Source organism: Micromonospora sp. NPDC003816 (assembly GCF_042874705.1).
Lineage (GTDB): Bacteria > Actinomycetota > Actinomycetes > Mycobacteriales > Micromonosporaceae > Micromonospora.
On sequence record NZ_JBIANP010000007.1, the window covers coordinates 210,308 to 225,353 of the forward strand.

General features: G+C 71.5%; 11 protein-coding genes. 6 read left to right on the forward strand and 5 right to left on the reverse strand.

Going from position 1 to position 15,046, the window contains the following annotated elements; all coding sequences use genetic code 11:
- Positions 1 to 49 precede the first annotated feature (49 nt).
- Positions 50 to 1,429, reverse strand: coding sequence for a glycosyl hydrolase family 18 protein (locus tag ACFYTT_RS22885; protein WP_387261988.1), 1,380 nt, complete (start codon positions 1,427 to 1,429; stop codon positions 50 to 52).
- Positions 1,430 to 1,727: 298 nt separating this feature from the next.
- Here ACFYTT_RS22885 and ACFYTT_RS22890 point away from each other — a divergent pair, with 298 nt between their 5' ends.
- On the forward strand, positions 1,728 to 2,576 hold the full coding sequence (locus ACFYTT_RS22890; protein WP_387261990.1) for an SDR family NAD(P)-dependent oxidoreductase: 849 nt from the start codon (positions 1,728 to 1,730) through the stop codon (positions 2,574 to 2,576).
- Positions 2,577 to 2,651: 75 nt separating this feature from the next.
- Positions 2,652 to 4,208 carry a glycoside hydrolase family 43 protein gene (locus tag ACFYTT_RS22895; RefSeq protein ID WP_387261993.1) on the forward strand — a complete coding sequence of 519 codons (1,557 nt, stop codon included), beginning with the start codon at positions 2,652 to 2,654 and terminating at the stop codon, positions 4,206 to 4,208.
- Between the two features lie 82 nt (positions 4,209 to 4,290).
- On the opposite strand, the gene ACFYTT_RS22900 is transcribed toward ACFYTT_RS22895, so the two are convergent.
- Positions 4,291 to 5,643, reverse strand: coding sequence for an endo-1,4-beta-xylanase (locus tag ACFYTT_RS22900; protein ID WP_131051790.1), 1,353 nt, complete (start codon positions 5,641 to 5,643; stop codon positions 4,291 to 4,293).
- Positions 5,644 to 6,364: 721 nt separating this feature from the next.
- Here ACFYTT_RS22900 and ACFYTT_RS22905 point away from each other — a divergent pair.
- From ACFYTT_RS22905 to ACFYTT_RS22915, 3 genes are read left to right on the forward strand one after another with little or no spacing between them, the layout of a single operon-like run.
- Positions 6,365 to 6,973, forward strand: a complete 609-nt coding sequence (locus tag ACFYTT_RS22905) for a DUF4956 domain-containing protein (protein WP_176093904.1) — start codon at positions 6,365 to 6,367, stop codon at positions 6,971 to 6,973.
- Positions 6,970 to 7,806, forward strand: coding sequence for a polyphosphate polymerase domain-containing protein (locus tag ACFYTT_RS22910; protein WP_236145593.1), 837 nt, complete (start codon positions 6,970 to 6,972; stop codon positions 7,804 to 7,806). Before ACFYTT_RS22905 ends, ACFYTT_RS22910 begins: the two co-directional genes overlap by 4 nt.
- Positions 7,797 to 9,902: a CotH kinase family protein gene (locus ACFYTT_RS22915; RefSeq protein ID WP_387261997.1), complete on the forward strand. Its 2,106-nt coding sequence runs from the start codon at positions 7,797 to 7,799 to the stop codon at positions 9,900 to 9,902. Before ACFYTT_RS22910 ends, ACFYTT_RS22915 begins: the two co-directional genes overlap by 10 nt.
- Before the next feature lie 50 nt (positions 9,903 to 9,952).
- Here ACFYTT_RS22915 and ACFYTT_RS22920 read toward each other — a convergent pair whose 3' ends face one another.
- On the reverse strand, positions 9,953 to 10,579 hold the full coding sequence (locus ACFYTT_RS22920; protein WP_131051788.1) for a TetR/AcrR family transcriptional regulator: 627 nt from the start codon (positions 10,577 to 10,579) through the stop codon (positions 9,953 to 9,955).
- A gap of 90 nt (positions 10,580 to 10,669) precedes the next feature.
- Between ACFYTT_RS22920 and ACFYTT_RS22925 the strand changes: the two genes are divergently transcribed.
- Entirely contained in the window at positions 10,670 to 11,611 is a 942-nt protein-coding gene (locus ACFYTT_RS22925; protein WP_131051787.1) for an NADP-dependent oxidoreductase, read from the forward strand.
- Between the two features lie 12 nt (positions 11,612 to 11,623).
- On the opposite strand, the gene ACFYTT_RS22930 is transcribed toward ACFYTT_RS22925, so the two are convergent.
- Both ACFYTT_RS22930 and ACFYTT_RS22935 read right to left on the reverse strand, forming a co-directional pair.
- The gene (locus ACFYTT_RS22930; protein ID WP_357211896.1) at positions 11,624 to 11,875 is read right to left on the reverse strand and encodes a phosphopantetheine-binding protein; all 252 of its coding nucleotides are present in this window, start codon (positions 11,873 to 11,875) and stop codon (positions 11,624 to 11,626) included.
- Positions 11,875 to 15,027, reverse strand: coding sequence for an amino acid adenylation domain-containing protein (locus ACFYTT_RS22935; RefSeq protein ID WP_387262002.1), 3,153 nt, complete (start codon positions 15,025 to 15,027; stop codon positions 11,875 to 11,877). The genes ACFYTT_RS22930 and ACFYTT_RS22935 overlap by 1 nt, the downstream gene beginning before the upstream one ends.
- Positions 15,028 to 15,046 lie beyond the last annotated feature (19 nt).

Genomic DNA, 15,046 nt, shown 5'->3' on the forward strand with positions numbered 1-15,046 from the left:
GAGCCCTTCGACGCCGGTCAGCCCGGCCGGTGCCGATCCTCGCCGCCGGTCAGGAAGGCAGGCGCCAGACCTGGTTGGCGCCGCCGAAGCAGTCCCAGATCTGCAACCGGGTGCCGTCGGCGGAGCTGTTGCCGGTGGCGTCCAGGCATCTGTTCGACGCCGGGTTGCGCAGCGTGCCGTTGGACTGGGCCTGCCAGACCTGCGCGGTGGTGCCGTTGCAGTCCCAGAGTTGCACGGGCGTGCCGTTGACGGTGCCCGCACTGGCCACGTCCAGGCACTTACCGAGGGCCCGCAGGGTGCCGCCGGAGGCCACCGTCCAGCTCTGCGCACTGGTGCCGTTGCAGGTGTAGAGCTGCACGGCCGTGCCGTTGGCGTTGCTCGCGGCGGCCACGTCCACGCACTTGCCGGCGATGCCGGTGATCGGGCCGGTCCGGCCGGTCGGCGGCGGGGTGCCGCCACCCATGACGGTGTCGTAGATCGCGCTGACCAGTGAGGTCGAGCCGCTGGTGTCCTGGGTCAGCTCCCAGTTCATCATGCCGCCGGCGTTCGCCATCGCCCACTGGGTCTTGCGCTTGACGGTCGGGATGCCGTTGTAGCACTGCTGGACGCCGCCAACCGTGGTGCAGTCCCGGTTGGCGTTGGCCGGGTCCATGCCGACCAGTTGGGTATACGTGTAGTAGCCGGGCCGGCTGTAGAAGGGCACCCCGAGGACGGCCTTGGCGGCCGGCAGTCCGCGCGCCTTCCATCCGTTCACCGCGTTGATCGACCAGTCGTAGTTGGCGTGCGGGCTGCCGCCGTCGTACGCCATGATGTTGAGGAAGTCGACGTGGTTGAAGACCGAGGTGGGCACGCCGTCGCGGTAGTAGCCCTCGGCGACCACGGCGGCGGTCAGCAGCTTGCCCTGCGGGCGCAGCGCGTTGCCGAGCTGCTGCATGAGCAGGGCGTAGTTGGCGGCCGAGGCGCCCGGGTCGGGGTACTCCCAGTCCATGTCGACGCCGTCGAGGCCGTACTGGTTGACGAACGAGACCAGGCTGTTGACGAACGTGGTGCGGGTGCCGGCGTTGGCGGCGAGAGCCTCGAAGGCGCTGTCGTCGCCGTCGTTCCAGCCGCCCACGGCGATGGAGACCTTGACGTTGTTGGCCCGGGCCAGCGACACCAGCGAGGAGAGCTTGCTCGGGTTCTCCACCGGCCGCAGGGTGCCGTTGCTGTTGGGCAGCACGAACGCGTAGTTGATGTGGGTGAGCTTGCCGTACTGGACCGAGTTGACGTTGCCGGTCCAGGACGGCATGTAGCCGACGCTCTTGAAGTTGTTCGGCAGGACCACGGCGTGGGCGGCGGTCGGGGTGACGGCGAGTGTCGCTCCGGCGGTGACCAGGGCGAGCAGGCCGGCGGCCAGGGCCGAACGGGGGCGTGGACGTGGTGAGGACATCGAGGGCCTTCCCGGTGCGGATCACGGCGCCGTGCCGCCGTCCGGCGCCGATGGTCGTCGGCGCCGGACGAGCGTACGGGTGGACAGGGTGGTTTCCTCGAGGCAGCAGAATCTTAAAGAGTGTTAACCGTTGGGGTCAACGACAACTTTCGATGGCAGCCATGAAAGTCGGACGACCGGCGACGAAACTCGCCAAGCGCACCACCGCCCCGGCGACAGCCGCTAGGTTCATCACCGACACCGCCGATGACGTGGCGGAACACGTCCACCGCCCGGCTCGACGACGACGGGAGCAGTCGTGCCGACAGCACCGCACGCCGACGCGCTGCGGGACGCCGCCGTCGTGCTGACCGGCGCGACGAGCGGCATCGGCCGCGCCACCGCGCTGGCCATCGCCGACCGGCCCGGCAGTCTCGTCCTGCACGGACCGGAGCCGGAGAGCGAGGTCGCCGACCTGCTCGACCAGGTGCGCTCCCGGCAACGCCGGGATGCCGAGTTGACGTACGTGACGGCCGACTACCACGATCTCGCCGAGGTCACCCGGTTGGCCGAGCGGATCCGCGTCACGACCGATCCGATCGACGTCCTGATCAACAACGCGGGCCGTCCCGCGCCGGCCACCCGGACGGTCAGCGACGCCGGGAACGAGATCACCTTCCAGGTCGACTACCTGGCGCCCTTCCTGCTCACCACCGACCTGATCGACCTGGTCGCCGGCCACGACCGGGGACGGATCGTCAACATCGTGTCCGCCACCCACCACTCGGCCACGCTGCACCTGGACGACCTCGACCTGACCCGGCAGGCGTACACCCCGTCGGCCGCGTACGCGCACGCCAAGCTCGCCCTGGTCACGTACACCGGTTGGCTGGCCCGGAACCGACCGTCACCGTCGCTGGACGTGGTCAGCCTGCACCCGGGCGTCATCTCGACCGGCCTGCTGCACGCGATGTTCTCGGTCGACGGGCAGCCCCCGGAGCAGGCCGCCGACACCGTCGTGCAAATCACGGCGAAGCGCGAGGACAACGGCACCTACTACGACGAGCGGGTCCCCGGCACACCCCATCCGCAGGCCGCCGACCCCGAGGTCCAGGACCGGCTGTACGAGCGCACCGTGGAGTTGTTGCGCGGCCATCTCCCGGAGTGACCGGCGCGCCGCCCGGCGGCGCATAGCATCGACCGGGATGGCTACTTCGCCCAGACGACGAAGGGTGACCCCGAGGTGTCCGCTGCCCCCACGTTCCGCAATCCCGTCGTCGCCGGATTCCACCCCGATCCCAGTGTCTGTCGGGCCGGCGAGGACTACTACCTGGTCTGCTCCAGCTTCGAGTACTTCCCCGGCGTACCCGTCTTCCACAGCCGGGACCTGGTCACCTGGCGGCAGATCGGCAACGTGCTGGACCGCCCGAGCCAGCTCGACCTGCCACCGGACGCGCACGCCTCGGGTGGCGTCTTCGCACCGACGATCCGCTACCACGACGGCCGGTTCTGGATGGTCACCACCAACGTCAGCATCGGCCGGCACCTGATCGTCACCGCCACCGATCCGGCCGGGCCCTGGTCCGACCCGGTCTATTTCGACCTGCCGCACATCGACCCCTCGTTGGCCTGGGACGACGACGGCGACTGCTGGTTGACCCTGTCGGGAGTGGCGTCGTACCGGATCGACCCCGAGGCGGGCAAGGTCCTCGAAGGCCCGGTGCCGATGTGGTCCGGCAGCGGTGGGCAGTACCCGGAGGCGCCGCACCTCTATCGCATCGGCGAGTGGTGGTACCTGCTGGTCTCGGAGGGCGGTACGCACACCGGCCACGCCGTCTCCGTCGCCCGCTCGCGCAGCGTCCGGGGCCCGTTCGAGCCCGCCCCGGGCAACCCGTTCCTGACCCACCGGAGCACCGGGCATCCGGTGCAGGCGACCGGGCACGCCGACCTGGTGCAGGCGACCGACGGCAGTTGGTGGATGGTGCTGCTGGGCATCCGGGCCAAGGGCCAGTGGCCGCCCTACCACGTGCTCGGGCGGGAGACGTTCCTGGTGCCGGTGCGCTGGGAGGACGACTGGCCGGTGGTCGACCCGGTGCAGGAGGTGACCTCCGCGCCGGCCGGAAGTCCGCCCGCCCTGGCCGCGCCGCCCGGCCCGGCGGCGTACCGGGACGACTTCGACACCGCAGGTCTCGCGCCGGAGTGGATCTCACTGCGCGACCGGCCCGCGGACGTCTGGTCGCTGACCGAGCGGCCCGGCTGGCTCACCCTGCGGGCCGCCGGCACGACCCTGGACCGGGTCGGCGTCACCATGATGGCCCGCCGACAGCAGCACCACGACTGCCGCGCCGCCGTGCGGGTCGACCCCGGCACGGGTCGGGCCGGGCTGACGCTACGCATCGACGAGGCCCACCACTACGACATCGAGGTCGGCGACGGGCTGGTCCGGGTGGTCGGCCGGGTCGGACCGTTCCGTCAGGTCTTCGGCGAGCTGCCGGTGCCCGCCGGCCCGGTCACTCTGAGCATCGCCACCCGCACCGACGACCTGCTCCCGCCGACCGTGACCGCCGCCGACCAGGTCACGGCCCCCGGTGCGCCGTTCGGCGTACGCGCCGCCGCCTGCGACACCGTCAGCTTCGAGGTGCTGACCGGGCAGGGGCCGGTCGTGCTCGCCGAACTCGACGGGCGCTACCTGTCCACCGAGGTCGCCGCCGGTTTCACCGGTCGGGTGTTCGGCCTCTATGTGACCGAGGGCAGCGCCGCCTTCGACTGGTTCGACTACCGCCCGACCGAACGCCCCTGACCGGGGCACGGGCGAGCGCCCGCCCCCGGGTCTCGGGGACGGGCGCTCGCGTGGTGGTGGAGGTCGGCCGTACGGCTCGTCGTCAGCCGACGGAGCAGGACCGGATCTGCGGGCGGGCCGAGGAGTTGCCGTTCATCATCGTGGTGAAGCCGAACGTGTTGCCGCTGCCGTTGGAGCGCATCGTCATCACGTTGCCGCTGCCGTCCCAGGTGGGGTTGCCGCTCCACGTGGCGGAGATGCGCTGCGGCGAGGTGATCGCGACGACCACCGACCAGGTGCTGGCCCCGCTGACCGTCACCGAGGTGTTGTAGCGGTCGCCCCAGACCTGACCCGGGGTGATCGTCGCGGTGCAGCCGCCCGGTGCCGGGGTGGTCGGCGGGGACGTCGGGTCGCCGCCGCCGGGGCTGCCGTTGTTCAGCGCGGTCAGCACCGCGTCGTAGGCGGCCTTCTTGTTGCCGTTGCCGTCGAACAGCAGCGGGCTCTCGTTGGAGCGCCACGAGTCGGAGTCACGGATGCCCCAGACGGTGATGCCCTTGCAGCGCGCCACGGCGAGGCAGTCGTTGACCACGTTGCGGTACGCGTCGGTCGGCGCGTTGCGGATGTCGAGCTCGGTGATGTGCACGTCGACACCGAGGGCGGCGAAGCTGGAGAGCGTGGTCCGGTAGTTGCTCGGGTAGTTCGAGCCGCCGGTGAAGTGCGACTGGAGGCCGACGCAGTCGATCGGTACGCCCCGGTTCTTGAAGTCCTGGACCATCCGGTAGACGGCCTGGGTCTTGGCGTCGTTCCAGTTGTCGATGTTGTAGTCGTTGTAGCAGAGCTGCGCGTTCGGGTCCGCCGTCCGGGCGGCGCGGAAGGCGGCCTCGATCCAGTCGTTGCCGGTGCGCTGGAGGTTCGAGTCGCGGCGGGCCCCGCTGGACCCGTCCTGGAACGCCTCGTTCACCACGTCCCACCAGGCGATCTGTCCACGGTAGTGGGTGGCGACCTGGGTGACGTGGTTGAGCATGGCGTTGCGCAGCGTGGTGCCGGACATGTTCTGCATCCAGCCGGGCTGCTGCGAGTGCCAGGCCAGGGTGTGCCCCCGGACCTGCATGCCGCGGCTGAGCGCGTGCTGGACGAGCCGGTCGCCGTTGGCGTAGTTGAACTGGCCCTGGTTGGGCTGCAGCGCGTCGATCTTCATCTCGTTCTCGGCGGTGACCTGGTTGAACTCGCGGTTCAGGATGGTCGTGTACGCCGAGTCGTTGAGCCGGTTCACCGCGACGGCGGTCCCGAAGTACCGGCCGCGCTCGGCGGCCGAGGCACCGAGGGTGCTCGCCGCGCTGGCGTTGCCCGGCAGCACCACGGCGCCCGCCACGGCCAGCAGACCGACTGCGGACAGGACGATCGCCGCCCGCAGCCGTCTCGGCCGCCTGGGTGCCTGGGAAGAGTCGTTGCTCATCTCATGCTCCTTCCGGGTCCGGTGGCCCGATGACGGGCAGTATGGCTCCGGACTCGCGGGATAGGGATGATGCCCGCGATCCCTGACAAAGGGACCGCATCGGCCTTACTGGACGGAAGTATTTCAGCGGGGTTTCACGTCCGTCAATGACTTCCGGAAGTTTTCCGCAACTACCGCTGGCGGCGCCCCGCGACCGAAGCGGTCAACCACCGCCCATGCACCCTCTCTTCCGCTGCCCAGGGCAGCGAAAGGCGACCGACACCCACGTCGACTGAAACTTCCGGAGATCGAGGCCCCACATCGGACAGAGCCTATGATTCCGGTCGCCCGCCGTGCGTCGCCTGTCGATCTATCGTCACCATGGGCAACGGCCCGACCTGCGACGACAGCCCGCAACACCCCGAACGGACCACCGACGGCCGAAGCCGCCGACCACCCGCACCGCACCGACCCACCACCGGCACCCCACCCCGACAGCACCCCTGATCAGCACCGACACCCCCGGCCGGGCCCGTCGACGGCGGACGCCGCTCGCCGCCCGTCACCCGGGAGGACACGGAGAGTTATTGACCTGCTTCGATATGGCGGTCTAATATTCCCGAACTACTTCCGGCAATTTCACCGGAAGTTTCAGAGGCGTTCGGCTGGTCCTGCACGGTACGTCGGAGGTGCCGTGGACGGTCGCCGGTCGGCGCGGCGGCGATCCAGGAGGAAGTACGAGATGTCGCAGCTGATCCTGTTCGCGATCGACATCGGCGCGGTGGCCCTGCTCGTCTTCGGGCTCTACTTCCCCCGCCACCGCCGCCGTGACCTCGTCGTCGCCTACCTGGGCGTCAACGTCGGCGTCCTCGCGGTGGCGAGCGCACTGAGCGCCAGCAACGTCGGCGCCGGACTCGGGCTGGGCCTGGCCCTGTTCGGCGTGCTGTCCATCATCCGGCTGCGCTCGACCGAACTCGACCAGCACGAGGTCGCGTACTACTTCTCAGCGCTGGCGCTGGGCATCCTCGGCGCGTTGAGCACCACCCAGGTCTGGCTCAGTGGCGGTCTGATGGGCCTGATCCTGGTGGTGATGTTCCTCGGCGACCACCCCCGGCTGCTCCGTCACTACCGGCACCAGATCCTGGTGCTCGACTCGGCCGTCACCGACCATCTCGCCCTCGTCGCGCAACTGGAACAGCTCCTCGGCGGCCGGGTGCACGTCGTCACCGTGCAACGCCTCGACCTGGTGAACGAGACCACCGTGGTGGACGTCCGGTACTCGGTGAAGGGCAGGGCCACCAGCACCCTCTCCCCTGCCGGCACCGCCGCACCGGCGGGAGCCCAGCGGTGACCGGGTCGCCCGCCAGCCCGATGCTGTCGGCGATGACCCCGGTCGGGCTGGCCGACGTCCTCGGGCTGGCCGCCCTACAGACCAGGGTGGACCGCAAGTACGTCGTCCCGGTCCACGCGCTGCCCGACCTGCTGGATCAGCTCACCACGGACGCGCGGGTGCTGGAGATCGACGGGGAACGCAGTTTCCGCTACGAGTCGGTCTACTTCGACACCCCACGGTTGGCCAGCTACCACTGCGCGGCCTACCGACGACGGCGACGGTTCAAGGTGCGGACCCGCACCTACCTCGACTCCGCCCAGTGCTGGCTCGAAGTGAAGATCAGCGGAGCACGCGGCAGCATCACCAAGCACCGACTGCCGTACGACCCGCAGGACCGGAACACCGTCGGCCCCGGCCGCGCCTTCGTGGACGAGGCGCTGGTCCGTGAGGCGGTCGCACCCACCGCCGCCGGCAGCAGTCTGGAACCGGTCCTGGTCACCAGCTACCGCCGCGCAACGCTGCTGCTGCCGTCCTCCGCCAGCCGGGTCACCATCGACACCGGCCTGACCTGGCAGGACGGCGACCTCGCCCTCTGCCTGCCCGAACTGGCCGTGGTCGAGACCAAGACCGGCTCCGCCGCCACGCACGCGGATCGGCTGCTCTGGCGTCGAGGGCTGCGCCCCGTCCGCATCTCCAAGTACGCCACCGGTCTGGCCGCCCTCCGTCCGGAACTGCCGGACTCACCGTGGCGACGCACGCTGCGGCGGCACTTCCAGGGCGGCACCGCACCGGTGGACACCGCACCGACCACCGTCCCTCACCGATCCGTTCAGGAGGCATCGTGCGTCTGACCGTCCGCACCGCGGCGGCACCGCTGCGCACCGCCGCGATCGCAGCCGTCGCCGTACTCGTCGCCGGGTTGCTCGTCCCGTCACCGTCGCCCGCCGGCGCCGAACCGACCGCCGGCACCGAAACACTCGCCGGCTCCGAAGCGGTCGCCGGCACCGCCACCCGGACCACCGCCGCCGCCTCCGAGGCCGCCGACGACCTGGTCGGCGACATCGGCTTCTCGGTGCCCAGCGGCACCTTCCAGGGCGCGGTGACGGTGGGGTTGAGCACCACCGTCAGCGGCGCGCAGATTCGATACACCACCGACGGGAACCTGCCCACCGCACAGTCACCGCTCTACTCCGGCACCGCGCTGCGCTTCACCCGGACCACCCAGCTGCGGGCCCAGGCCTTCGTCGGGCAGACCGCCTCCGGCGCGCCGGGCACCGCCATGTACGTCGCGCAGAACACCAGCACCGCCCACGACCTGCCGGTGGTCCTGATCGACTCGTACGGCGCCGGGCGGCCGGACCGGGAGTACATCGACGCCGCCACGATGGTCTTCGAGCCGGGCGGCGGCACCACCTCGCTGGCCGCCGCGCCCACCGTCGCCACCCGGGCCGGGTTCCGGTTGCGCGGTCAGTCCTCGGCGACGTTCGAGAAGACGCCGTTCCGGCTGGAGTTCTGGGACAACGATGACGACGACGCGGACTATCCGGTGCTGGGCATGCCCGCCGACTCGGACTGGGTGCTGCGCGGGCCGTTCACCGACAAGGCGCTGATCCGGGAGGCGTTCGTCTACGACCTCGGTCGGGAGATGGGCCTGCCCGCCCCGCGCTACGCCTTCGCCGAGTTCTATCTCAACACCGACGCCGGGCCGGTCGGGGCCGACGACTACATGGGCGTCTACATGCTCGTCGAGACGATCAAGAACTCCAAGAACCGGCTCGACCTCAAGCAGTTGCGTGCCGACGACCGGACGCTGCCGAGGATCACCGGCGGGTACATCTGGAAGTTCGAGTGGATGGCCGCCGAGGAGCCGATCCTGCCGTGCACCGGCCCGGCCGCGACCTGCTGGAACTACCTGGAGGTGGCCGACCCGTCGTCGTTGCAGCCGGAGCAACGGGACTGGCTGCGCAACCACATCCAGGAGTTCCACAACGTGCTGCGGGCCCCGAACTTCGCCGACCCGGTCAGCGGCTACCGGGCGTACATCGACGTGGGATCCTTCATCGACCAGCTCATCATCAACGAACTGAGCCGCGAGATGGACTCGTACGTCCGCAGTGCCTACTTCTACAAGGACCGGGACACCAAGATCTTCGCCGGTCCGCTCTGGGACTACGACCTCAGCTTCAGCGTGGGCGGCTTCTTCGCCAACGACCAGACCGCCGGATGGCAGCACCAGCAGGTCCGCCAGCCGGTGGCGAACGACTGGTTCACCCAGTTGCTGCGCGATCCGGCCTTCGTCAACGAGGTGCGGCAGCGGTGGCAGACCCTGCGCCGGGGGCTGCTCTCCGACGCGTCGATGCAGGCCCGGATCACCGCGTTGAGCACGCCCCTGGCCAACGGCGCCCAGCGCAACTTCCAGCGCTGGCCCAACCTGACCACCCGGATGGTCAGCTTCTTCGTCACGCCGACCGCGCCCACCTGGCAGGGCCAGGTGCAGGTCATGCGGGACTGGATGCTGCGCCGGGCGGCCTGGCTGGACTCCACCGCCGGGTGGGGCGGCACCATCACCACGCCCCCGCCGACGACTCCCCCGCCGACCACGCCGCCCCCCACCACTCCCCCACCGACCACGCCTCCGCCCGGTGGTGGTGGCTGCACCGCCACGTACTCGGTGACCAGCCAGTGGACCGGCGGATTCCAGGGCGAGGTGCGGGTCACCGCCGGCACCCGGGCGATCAGCGGCTGGACGGTGACCTGGACGTTCGCCGGTGGCCAGACGATCAGCCAGGCGTGGAACGCGACCGTCACCAGCCAGGGCTCGGCGGTCACCGCGCGCAACGTCAGCTACAACGGCACACTGGCCGCCGGGGCCAGCACCACCTTCGGTTTCCTCGGCGCCACCACCGGCACGCCCAGCGCACCGACACCGACCTGCACGGCGAGTTGAGCACAGGCGTCCCTGGCACCGGGTCACGGCCCGGTGCCAGGGACGTACCGTCAGCGCGGGTGGTGGAGTTCCCCCGAGACCGGGTCCGGCGGCGGTTGGGGCAGCGGTCGGGCGCCGGCCGGCCCGAGCCCGTCGAAGATGATCGCCAGATAACGTCGCCACAGCTCCGGTGACGCCTGCGGCACGAAGCTGACGACGTGGCTCGGCGCGCACATCAGCAGGATCACGTCCGTCCCGGTGATGTCGTGCCGGACCGCGCCCGTCGCCTGTGCGCGTTCGACAAGGGCGGTGATCTCTACGAAGAGGCGACCTCGGGCTTCGGCGAGTTGGTCGTTGAGCGCGCCGGACTCACGCAGAAACGACAGGTCCAACCGCTGCTGCCGACTCGCCGCAGCGTCCAGGAACTCCAGGAGTGCGGCACCCGCGTCGGAAGCGGCCCCGAGCCGCCGCGCCAACTCGGCGAGCCCGTCGATCCGGTCGAGCACCACCGCCGCGAGGAGATCGTCCTTGGTCGGAAAGTGGCGGAACACGGTGCCCTTGCCGACGCCGGCCCGCCGGGCGATGTCGGCCACCGACGCGTCCGGGCCACGCTCGGCGAACTCCGCCTCCGCTGCAGCCAGCAACGACGCCCGGTTGCGCGCGGCGTCCGCGCGCAACGGTCGGATCGAGGCGGTCACCGACCCAGCCTACAAGTTGACCGCGCGGTCCGTTCATCACTAACCTGACCGCACGGTCCGTTTCGGACCGCCCTAGCGAACGGGGGGATCATGAAAGCTGTCGTCGCCACCGGGTACGGGCCACCCGAACGACTCACCGTCGCCGACATGCCGATCCCCCGGCCGGGGCCAGGACAGATCCAGGTACGGATCGCCGCCGCCTCGATCAACCCGATGGACGTACGGCTACCCGCCGGTGAGTTTCGAAGCGCCGCCGAGCTGACCTTCCCACACGTCCTCGGCAACGACTTCGCCGGCACGGTCAGCGAGGTCGGCGCGGGCGTCGAGGCGTACCACGTGGGCGACGAGGTGTTCGGGCACGCCGTGCCCCGGGCGTTGCGGGCGATGGTCGGCGCCGGCCGGCCGAGCCTGACCACCGGCACCCTCGCCGAGTACGCCGTCTTCGAGGCGGACACGCCGTTCATCGCGCACCGGCCCGCAGCGCTGGACGTCGCCGAGGCCGCTGCGCTGCCGACCGTGGGCCTCACCGTCCAGGCCCTGCTCGCCACCGCGGCACCGCAACCCGGGGAGACCGTCCTGGTCGTCGGTGCCAGCGGCGGCGTGGGCACCACCCTGCTGCCCAAGCTGACCGGCGCCACGGTGATCGCCACCGGACGCCCGCCGGACGCGGAACTGCTGCGAGCGAAGGGGGCCACCGAGGTCATCGACTACGCCGACGACTATCCGGACCAGGTCGACCTGGCATTCAACCTGGTGTTGCCCAGCGACCGCCTCCAGCGGGTCGGACGGGCACTGCGGCCCGGTGGACGGCTCTACACGATCACCTTTCCCCAGCCGGATCCGCGTTTCCTCGACCGCAGCGACGTGCGTTTCGAACTGGTGCTCGACGTGGAGGGCCGGTTCGGCGGGATGCGCGAGGTCGCCGGCCTCACTCCGACCGTCGGCCGCCGGTACCCGCTCGCCGAGGGCGTACGCGCGCTCACCGACTTCGCCGGCCGGCACACCCTCGGCAAACTCGTGCTGACCGTATGAGCCGAGGCCGGCTCACCGCTCGGCGGCGGCCAGCATCGCCACGAGGTCGTCCAGGGTGTCGAGTCGACGACCGGCGCCGGTCAGCTCGACCTCGACGCCGTACTCCGACTCGATCGCGTCGACCAGACGCAGCAGTCCCAGGGAGTCGACGCCCAACGCGATCATCGACCCGCCGGCGAGGAGGTCGGCCGGCTCGACCTCCCCTCCGGTGGCCTCGCTGACCATGTGGGCGATCCGTGCCCGCAGTCCGGGGTCGGCCGTCATCAGAACTCCTTCCCGGACTGCCGCACGATGTCGGCGATCTCGGCGATGGTCGGGGTGTCGAAGAAGGCGTCGAGCGGCACCTCGACCCCGAGCCGCTGCTGGATCCGGCCGCTGATCCGGGTCACCGTCAGCGAGTGCCCGCCGAGGTCGAAGAGGTCCTCGTGCACGCCGATGTCGGGGATTCGCAGCACTTCCTGCCAGATCAGCCGGAGCTGCGCCACCACCGGGTCGTCACCACCGTCGGCGTCCACGCCGCCGGGCGCACCGGCCACCGCGCCGTCGGGTGAGTCGGCCGGCGCGCCGCCGGGTGCCTCGGGCCCTGAAGCGCGCGAGCCAGTGACGGCGTCGCGGGGTGCCGGGGCGGGCAGGGCGGCCCGGTCGACCTTGCCGCTCGGGTTCAGCGGCAACCGGTCGAGCGTCACGTAGTCGGTGGGCAGCACCGCCGTCGGCAGACTCGACGCCAGGTGTCGACGCAAGCCGGCCGGCTCCGGAGCGGCACCCGGCCGGGGCACCACGTACGCGACGAGGCGGGGCTCGTCGGCGTCGTGCCGCAGGACCGTGGCCGCAGCGGCGACCTCGGGGTGCTCCAGCAGTCGCGTCTCGATCTCGCCCAACTCGATCCGGTGTCCCCGGATCTTGACCTGGTCGTCGGCGCGGCCGAGGAACTCGATCCGCCCGTCCGGCAGCCACCGGCAGCGGTCGCCGGTGCGGTAGAGCCGGTCACCGGTCGCCCCGAACGGATCCGGACCGAACCGCTCGGCGGTCAGGTCGTCACGTCCCCGGTAGCCGGCGGCCACCCCGGCGCCGCCCAGCCACAGCTCGCCGGGGAGCCCGACCGGCGTGGGCCGTCCCGCCTCGTCCAGCAGGTACGCCCGAACGTTGGGCAGCGGCCGGCCGATGGTCACCTCGTCGGGGTCGACCGGGATCTCCGCCATGGTCGCGTACACGGTCGCCTCCGTCGGACCGTACCCGTTGATCAGGCGCGCGGTGCGGGACCGCAGCTCACGGGCGAGGGTGACCGGCAGTGCCTCCCCGCCGGTGACGGCGACCAGCGGGACGTCCCCGTCCGCCGACCCGGTGCGGTCGCCGAGACCGGCCTCCAGCAGCACTCGCCAGCCGGACGGCGTGGCCTGGGCGTGGGTGACTCCGGCGGCGCGGATCAGCCGCAGGACACCGGCGCCGTCCAGGGCGCTGACGGCCGAGGCTACGACCACCGTGCCGCCGGTGACCAGCGGCAGGAAGACCTCCACCGTGGAGATGTCGAACGACGGCGAGGTCAGGTGCAGCCACCGGTGCGTCGGACCGCTCTCCAGCAGGTCGCGGACGCCGAGCAGCAGGTTGGTCAGCGAGCCGTGGCGCACCGCCACACCCTTCGGGTGCCCGGTCGACCCGGAGGTGTATAGCACGTAGGCGAGGTCGGCGGCGGTCGGCGAGAGGTCGGGCGCGGCCGGGACCGGGCCGTCGAGCAGGGCGCTCCGGTCGAGGGTGAGCGTGGGCCGGGCGGGGTCCGGCGCGGCGGCACCGGTGACCACCAGGGTGGGCGTGGCGTCGGCGAGTACGGCCTGCTGGCGGGCCGGCGGGTGGCCGGGGTCGACCGGCAGGTAGGCGGCCCCGCAGCGCCACACCGCGAGCATGGTCACCACCGCCTCCCACGACCGGTCCAGCGCGACCGCGACGAGCGAGCCGGGCCCGACGTCCCGCTGCCGCAGCAGGACGCAGAGCCGGGTGGCGGCGGTGTCGAGCTGGGCGTAGCTCAGCGTCCGGTCACCGTCGACCACGGCCGCCGCGTCCGGGTCCGCGGCGACCCGGGCGGCGAACAGGGCCGGCACGGTGGCGTCGACCGGGTACGTCCGGGCGGTGTCGTTCCAGACGCGGGTGACCTGCGCGAACTCGTCGGCGGGCAGCAGCGGCAGCTCCGCCACCGGCTGATCGGGGTCGGCGACCACGGCGGCCAGCATGGTGCGCAGGTGTGCGCCGATACGGCGTACGGCGGCGGTGTCGATGGCCGCCGGACTGTGCTGGAGGCTGACGGTGAGCCCGGTGGGCGCGTCCACCACCTGGACGTGCAGCGCGTTGCGGGCGGCACCGCAGAACAGCGTCCAGTCGACCTCGCTGTCCACCCCGGGGAAGACCGGTGCGCTGCCGCGCCGCCGGTAGCCGATGCTGACCGGGGTCAACGCCGGTGCGGGACGCAGGCCGGGCACGGCCTGGGCCAACGGCACCGCGCGGTACGGGTACACCTCGCGCAGCCGGGCCCGGACGGTGTGCGCGTGTGCGCGGAACGTCCCGCCGGCCGGGTCGGCGGTGACGGGCAGTTCGTTGACGAACAGTCCGATCCGGTCGGCCTGGTCGGGGGTACGGGTGGAGAGCGCCACCCCGACCGGGGTGTCCCGGTTGCCGTAGCGGACGAGCAGCGCGTGCAGCACCGCGAGGAGCAGTTCGAAGCGGGTCAACCCGAGCGACCGCGCGGCCCGGTCGACGCCGTCGACCAGATCGCTGGGCAGGTCCACGGGCACGGCGGCACCGGGCTCCGCGCCGGTGGGCAGCCGCCGCAGGCCGGGCAGGACCACCTCACCGGGCCCGGACCAGTGCCGCCGCCAGTGGTCGCGGGCGGCGGGCAGGTCGACGGCGACGCGTTGCTGTTCGGCGGTGGCGAGGCCGGCGTACTCGTCGGGTCGGGGCCCGGGGTCCATGGTGGCACCGTCACGGGCGGCGGCGTACGCGGCGGCCAGGTCCCGGAGCAGGATGTCCTTCGACATGCCGTCGAAGACCAGGTGGTGTGCGGTGACGAGCAGCAGGTGCGTGTCGTCGGCGTCGGTGAGCAGGGTGAACCGGGCCAGTGGTCCGGTCGTCAGGTCGTACGTCCGGGCGATCTCCTCGGTCACCCGGGCGTCGGTCAGTTCCGCGAAGCCGACCGTCGGACGGGTGTCGGCCGGTGCCAGGCGCGGGGTGCCGTCGTCGTCGCCGACGATCCTGGCCGCGAGGATCGGATGCCGGTCGGTCACCGAGGCGCAGGCCGCGACGAGGGCCCGACGGTCGAGTCCGGCGGCGAACCGTACGCCGACCGCCATGTGGTAGGCCGTGCCGGCGACCCCGGCCCGCTCGGTGAACCAGACGGCGTGCTGTGCGGAGGTCGCCTCGGCGGTGCCCACATGTGCTCCCTGGGTTGTG

Bases quoted from the DNA above. Each gene is read 5' to 3' on its own strand.
- ACFYTT_RS22885 (WP_387261988.1), bottom strand. From the start codon at position 1,429: ATGTCCTCACCACGTCCACGCCCCCGTTCGGCCCTGGCCGCCGGCCTG.
- ACFYTT_RS22900 (WP_131051790.1), bottom strand. From the start codon at position 5,643: ATGAGCAACGACTCTTCCCAGGCACCCAGGCGGCCGAGACGGCTGCGG.
- ACFYTT_RS22905 (WP_176093904.1), top strand. From the start codon at position 6,365: ATGTCGCAGCTGATCCTGTTCGCGATCGACATCGGCGCGGTGGCCCTG.
- ACFYTT_RS22925 (WP_131051787.1), top strand. From the start codon at position 10,670: ATGAAAGCTGTCGTCGCCACCGGGTACGGGCCACCCGAACGACTCACC.
- ACFYTT_RS22930 (WP_357211896.1), bottom strand. From the start codon at position 11,875: ATGACGGCCGACCCCGGACTGCGGGCACGGATCGCCCACATGGTCAGC.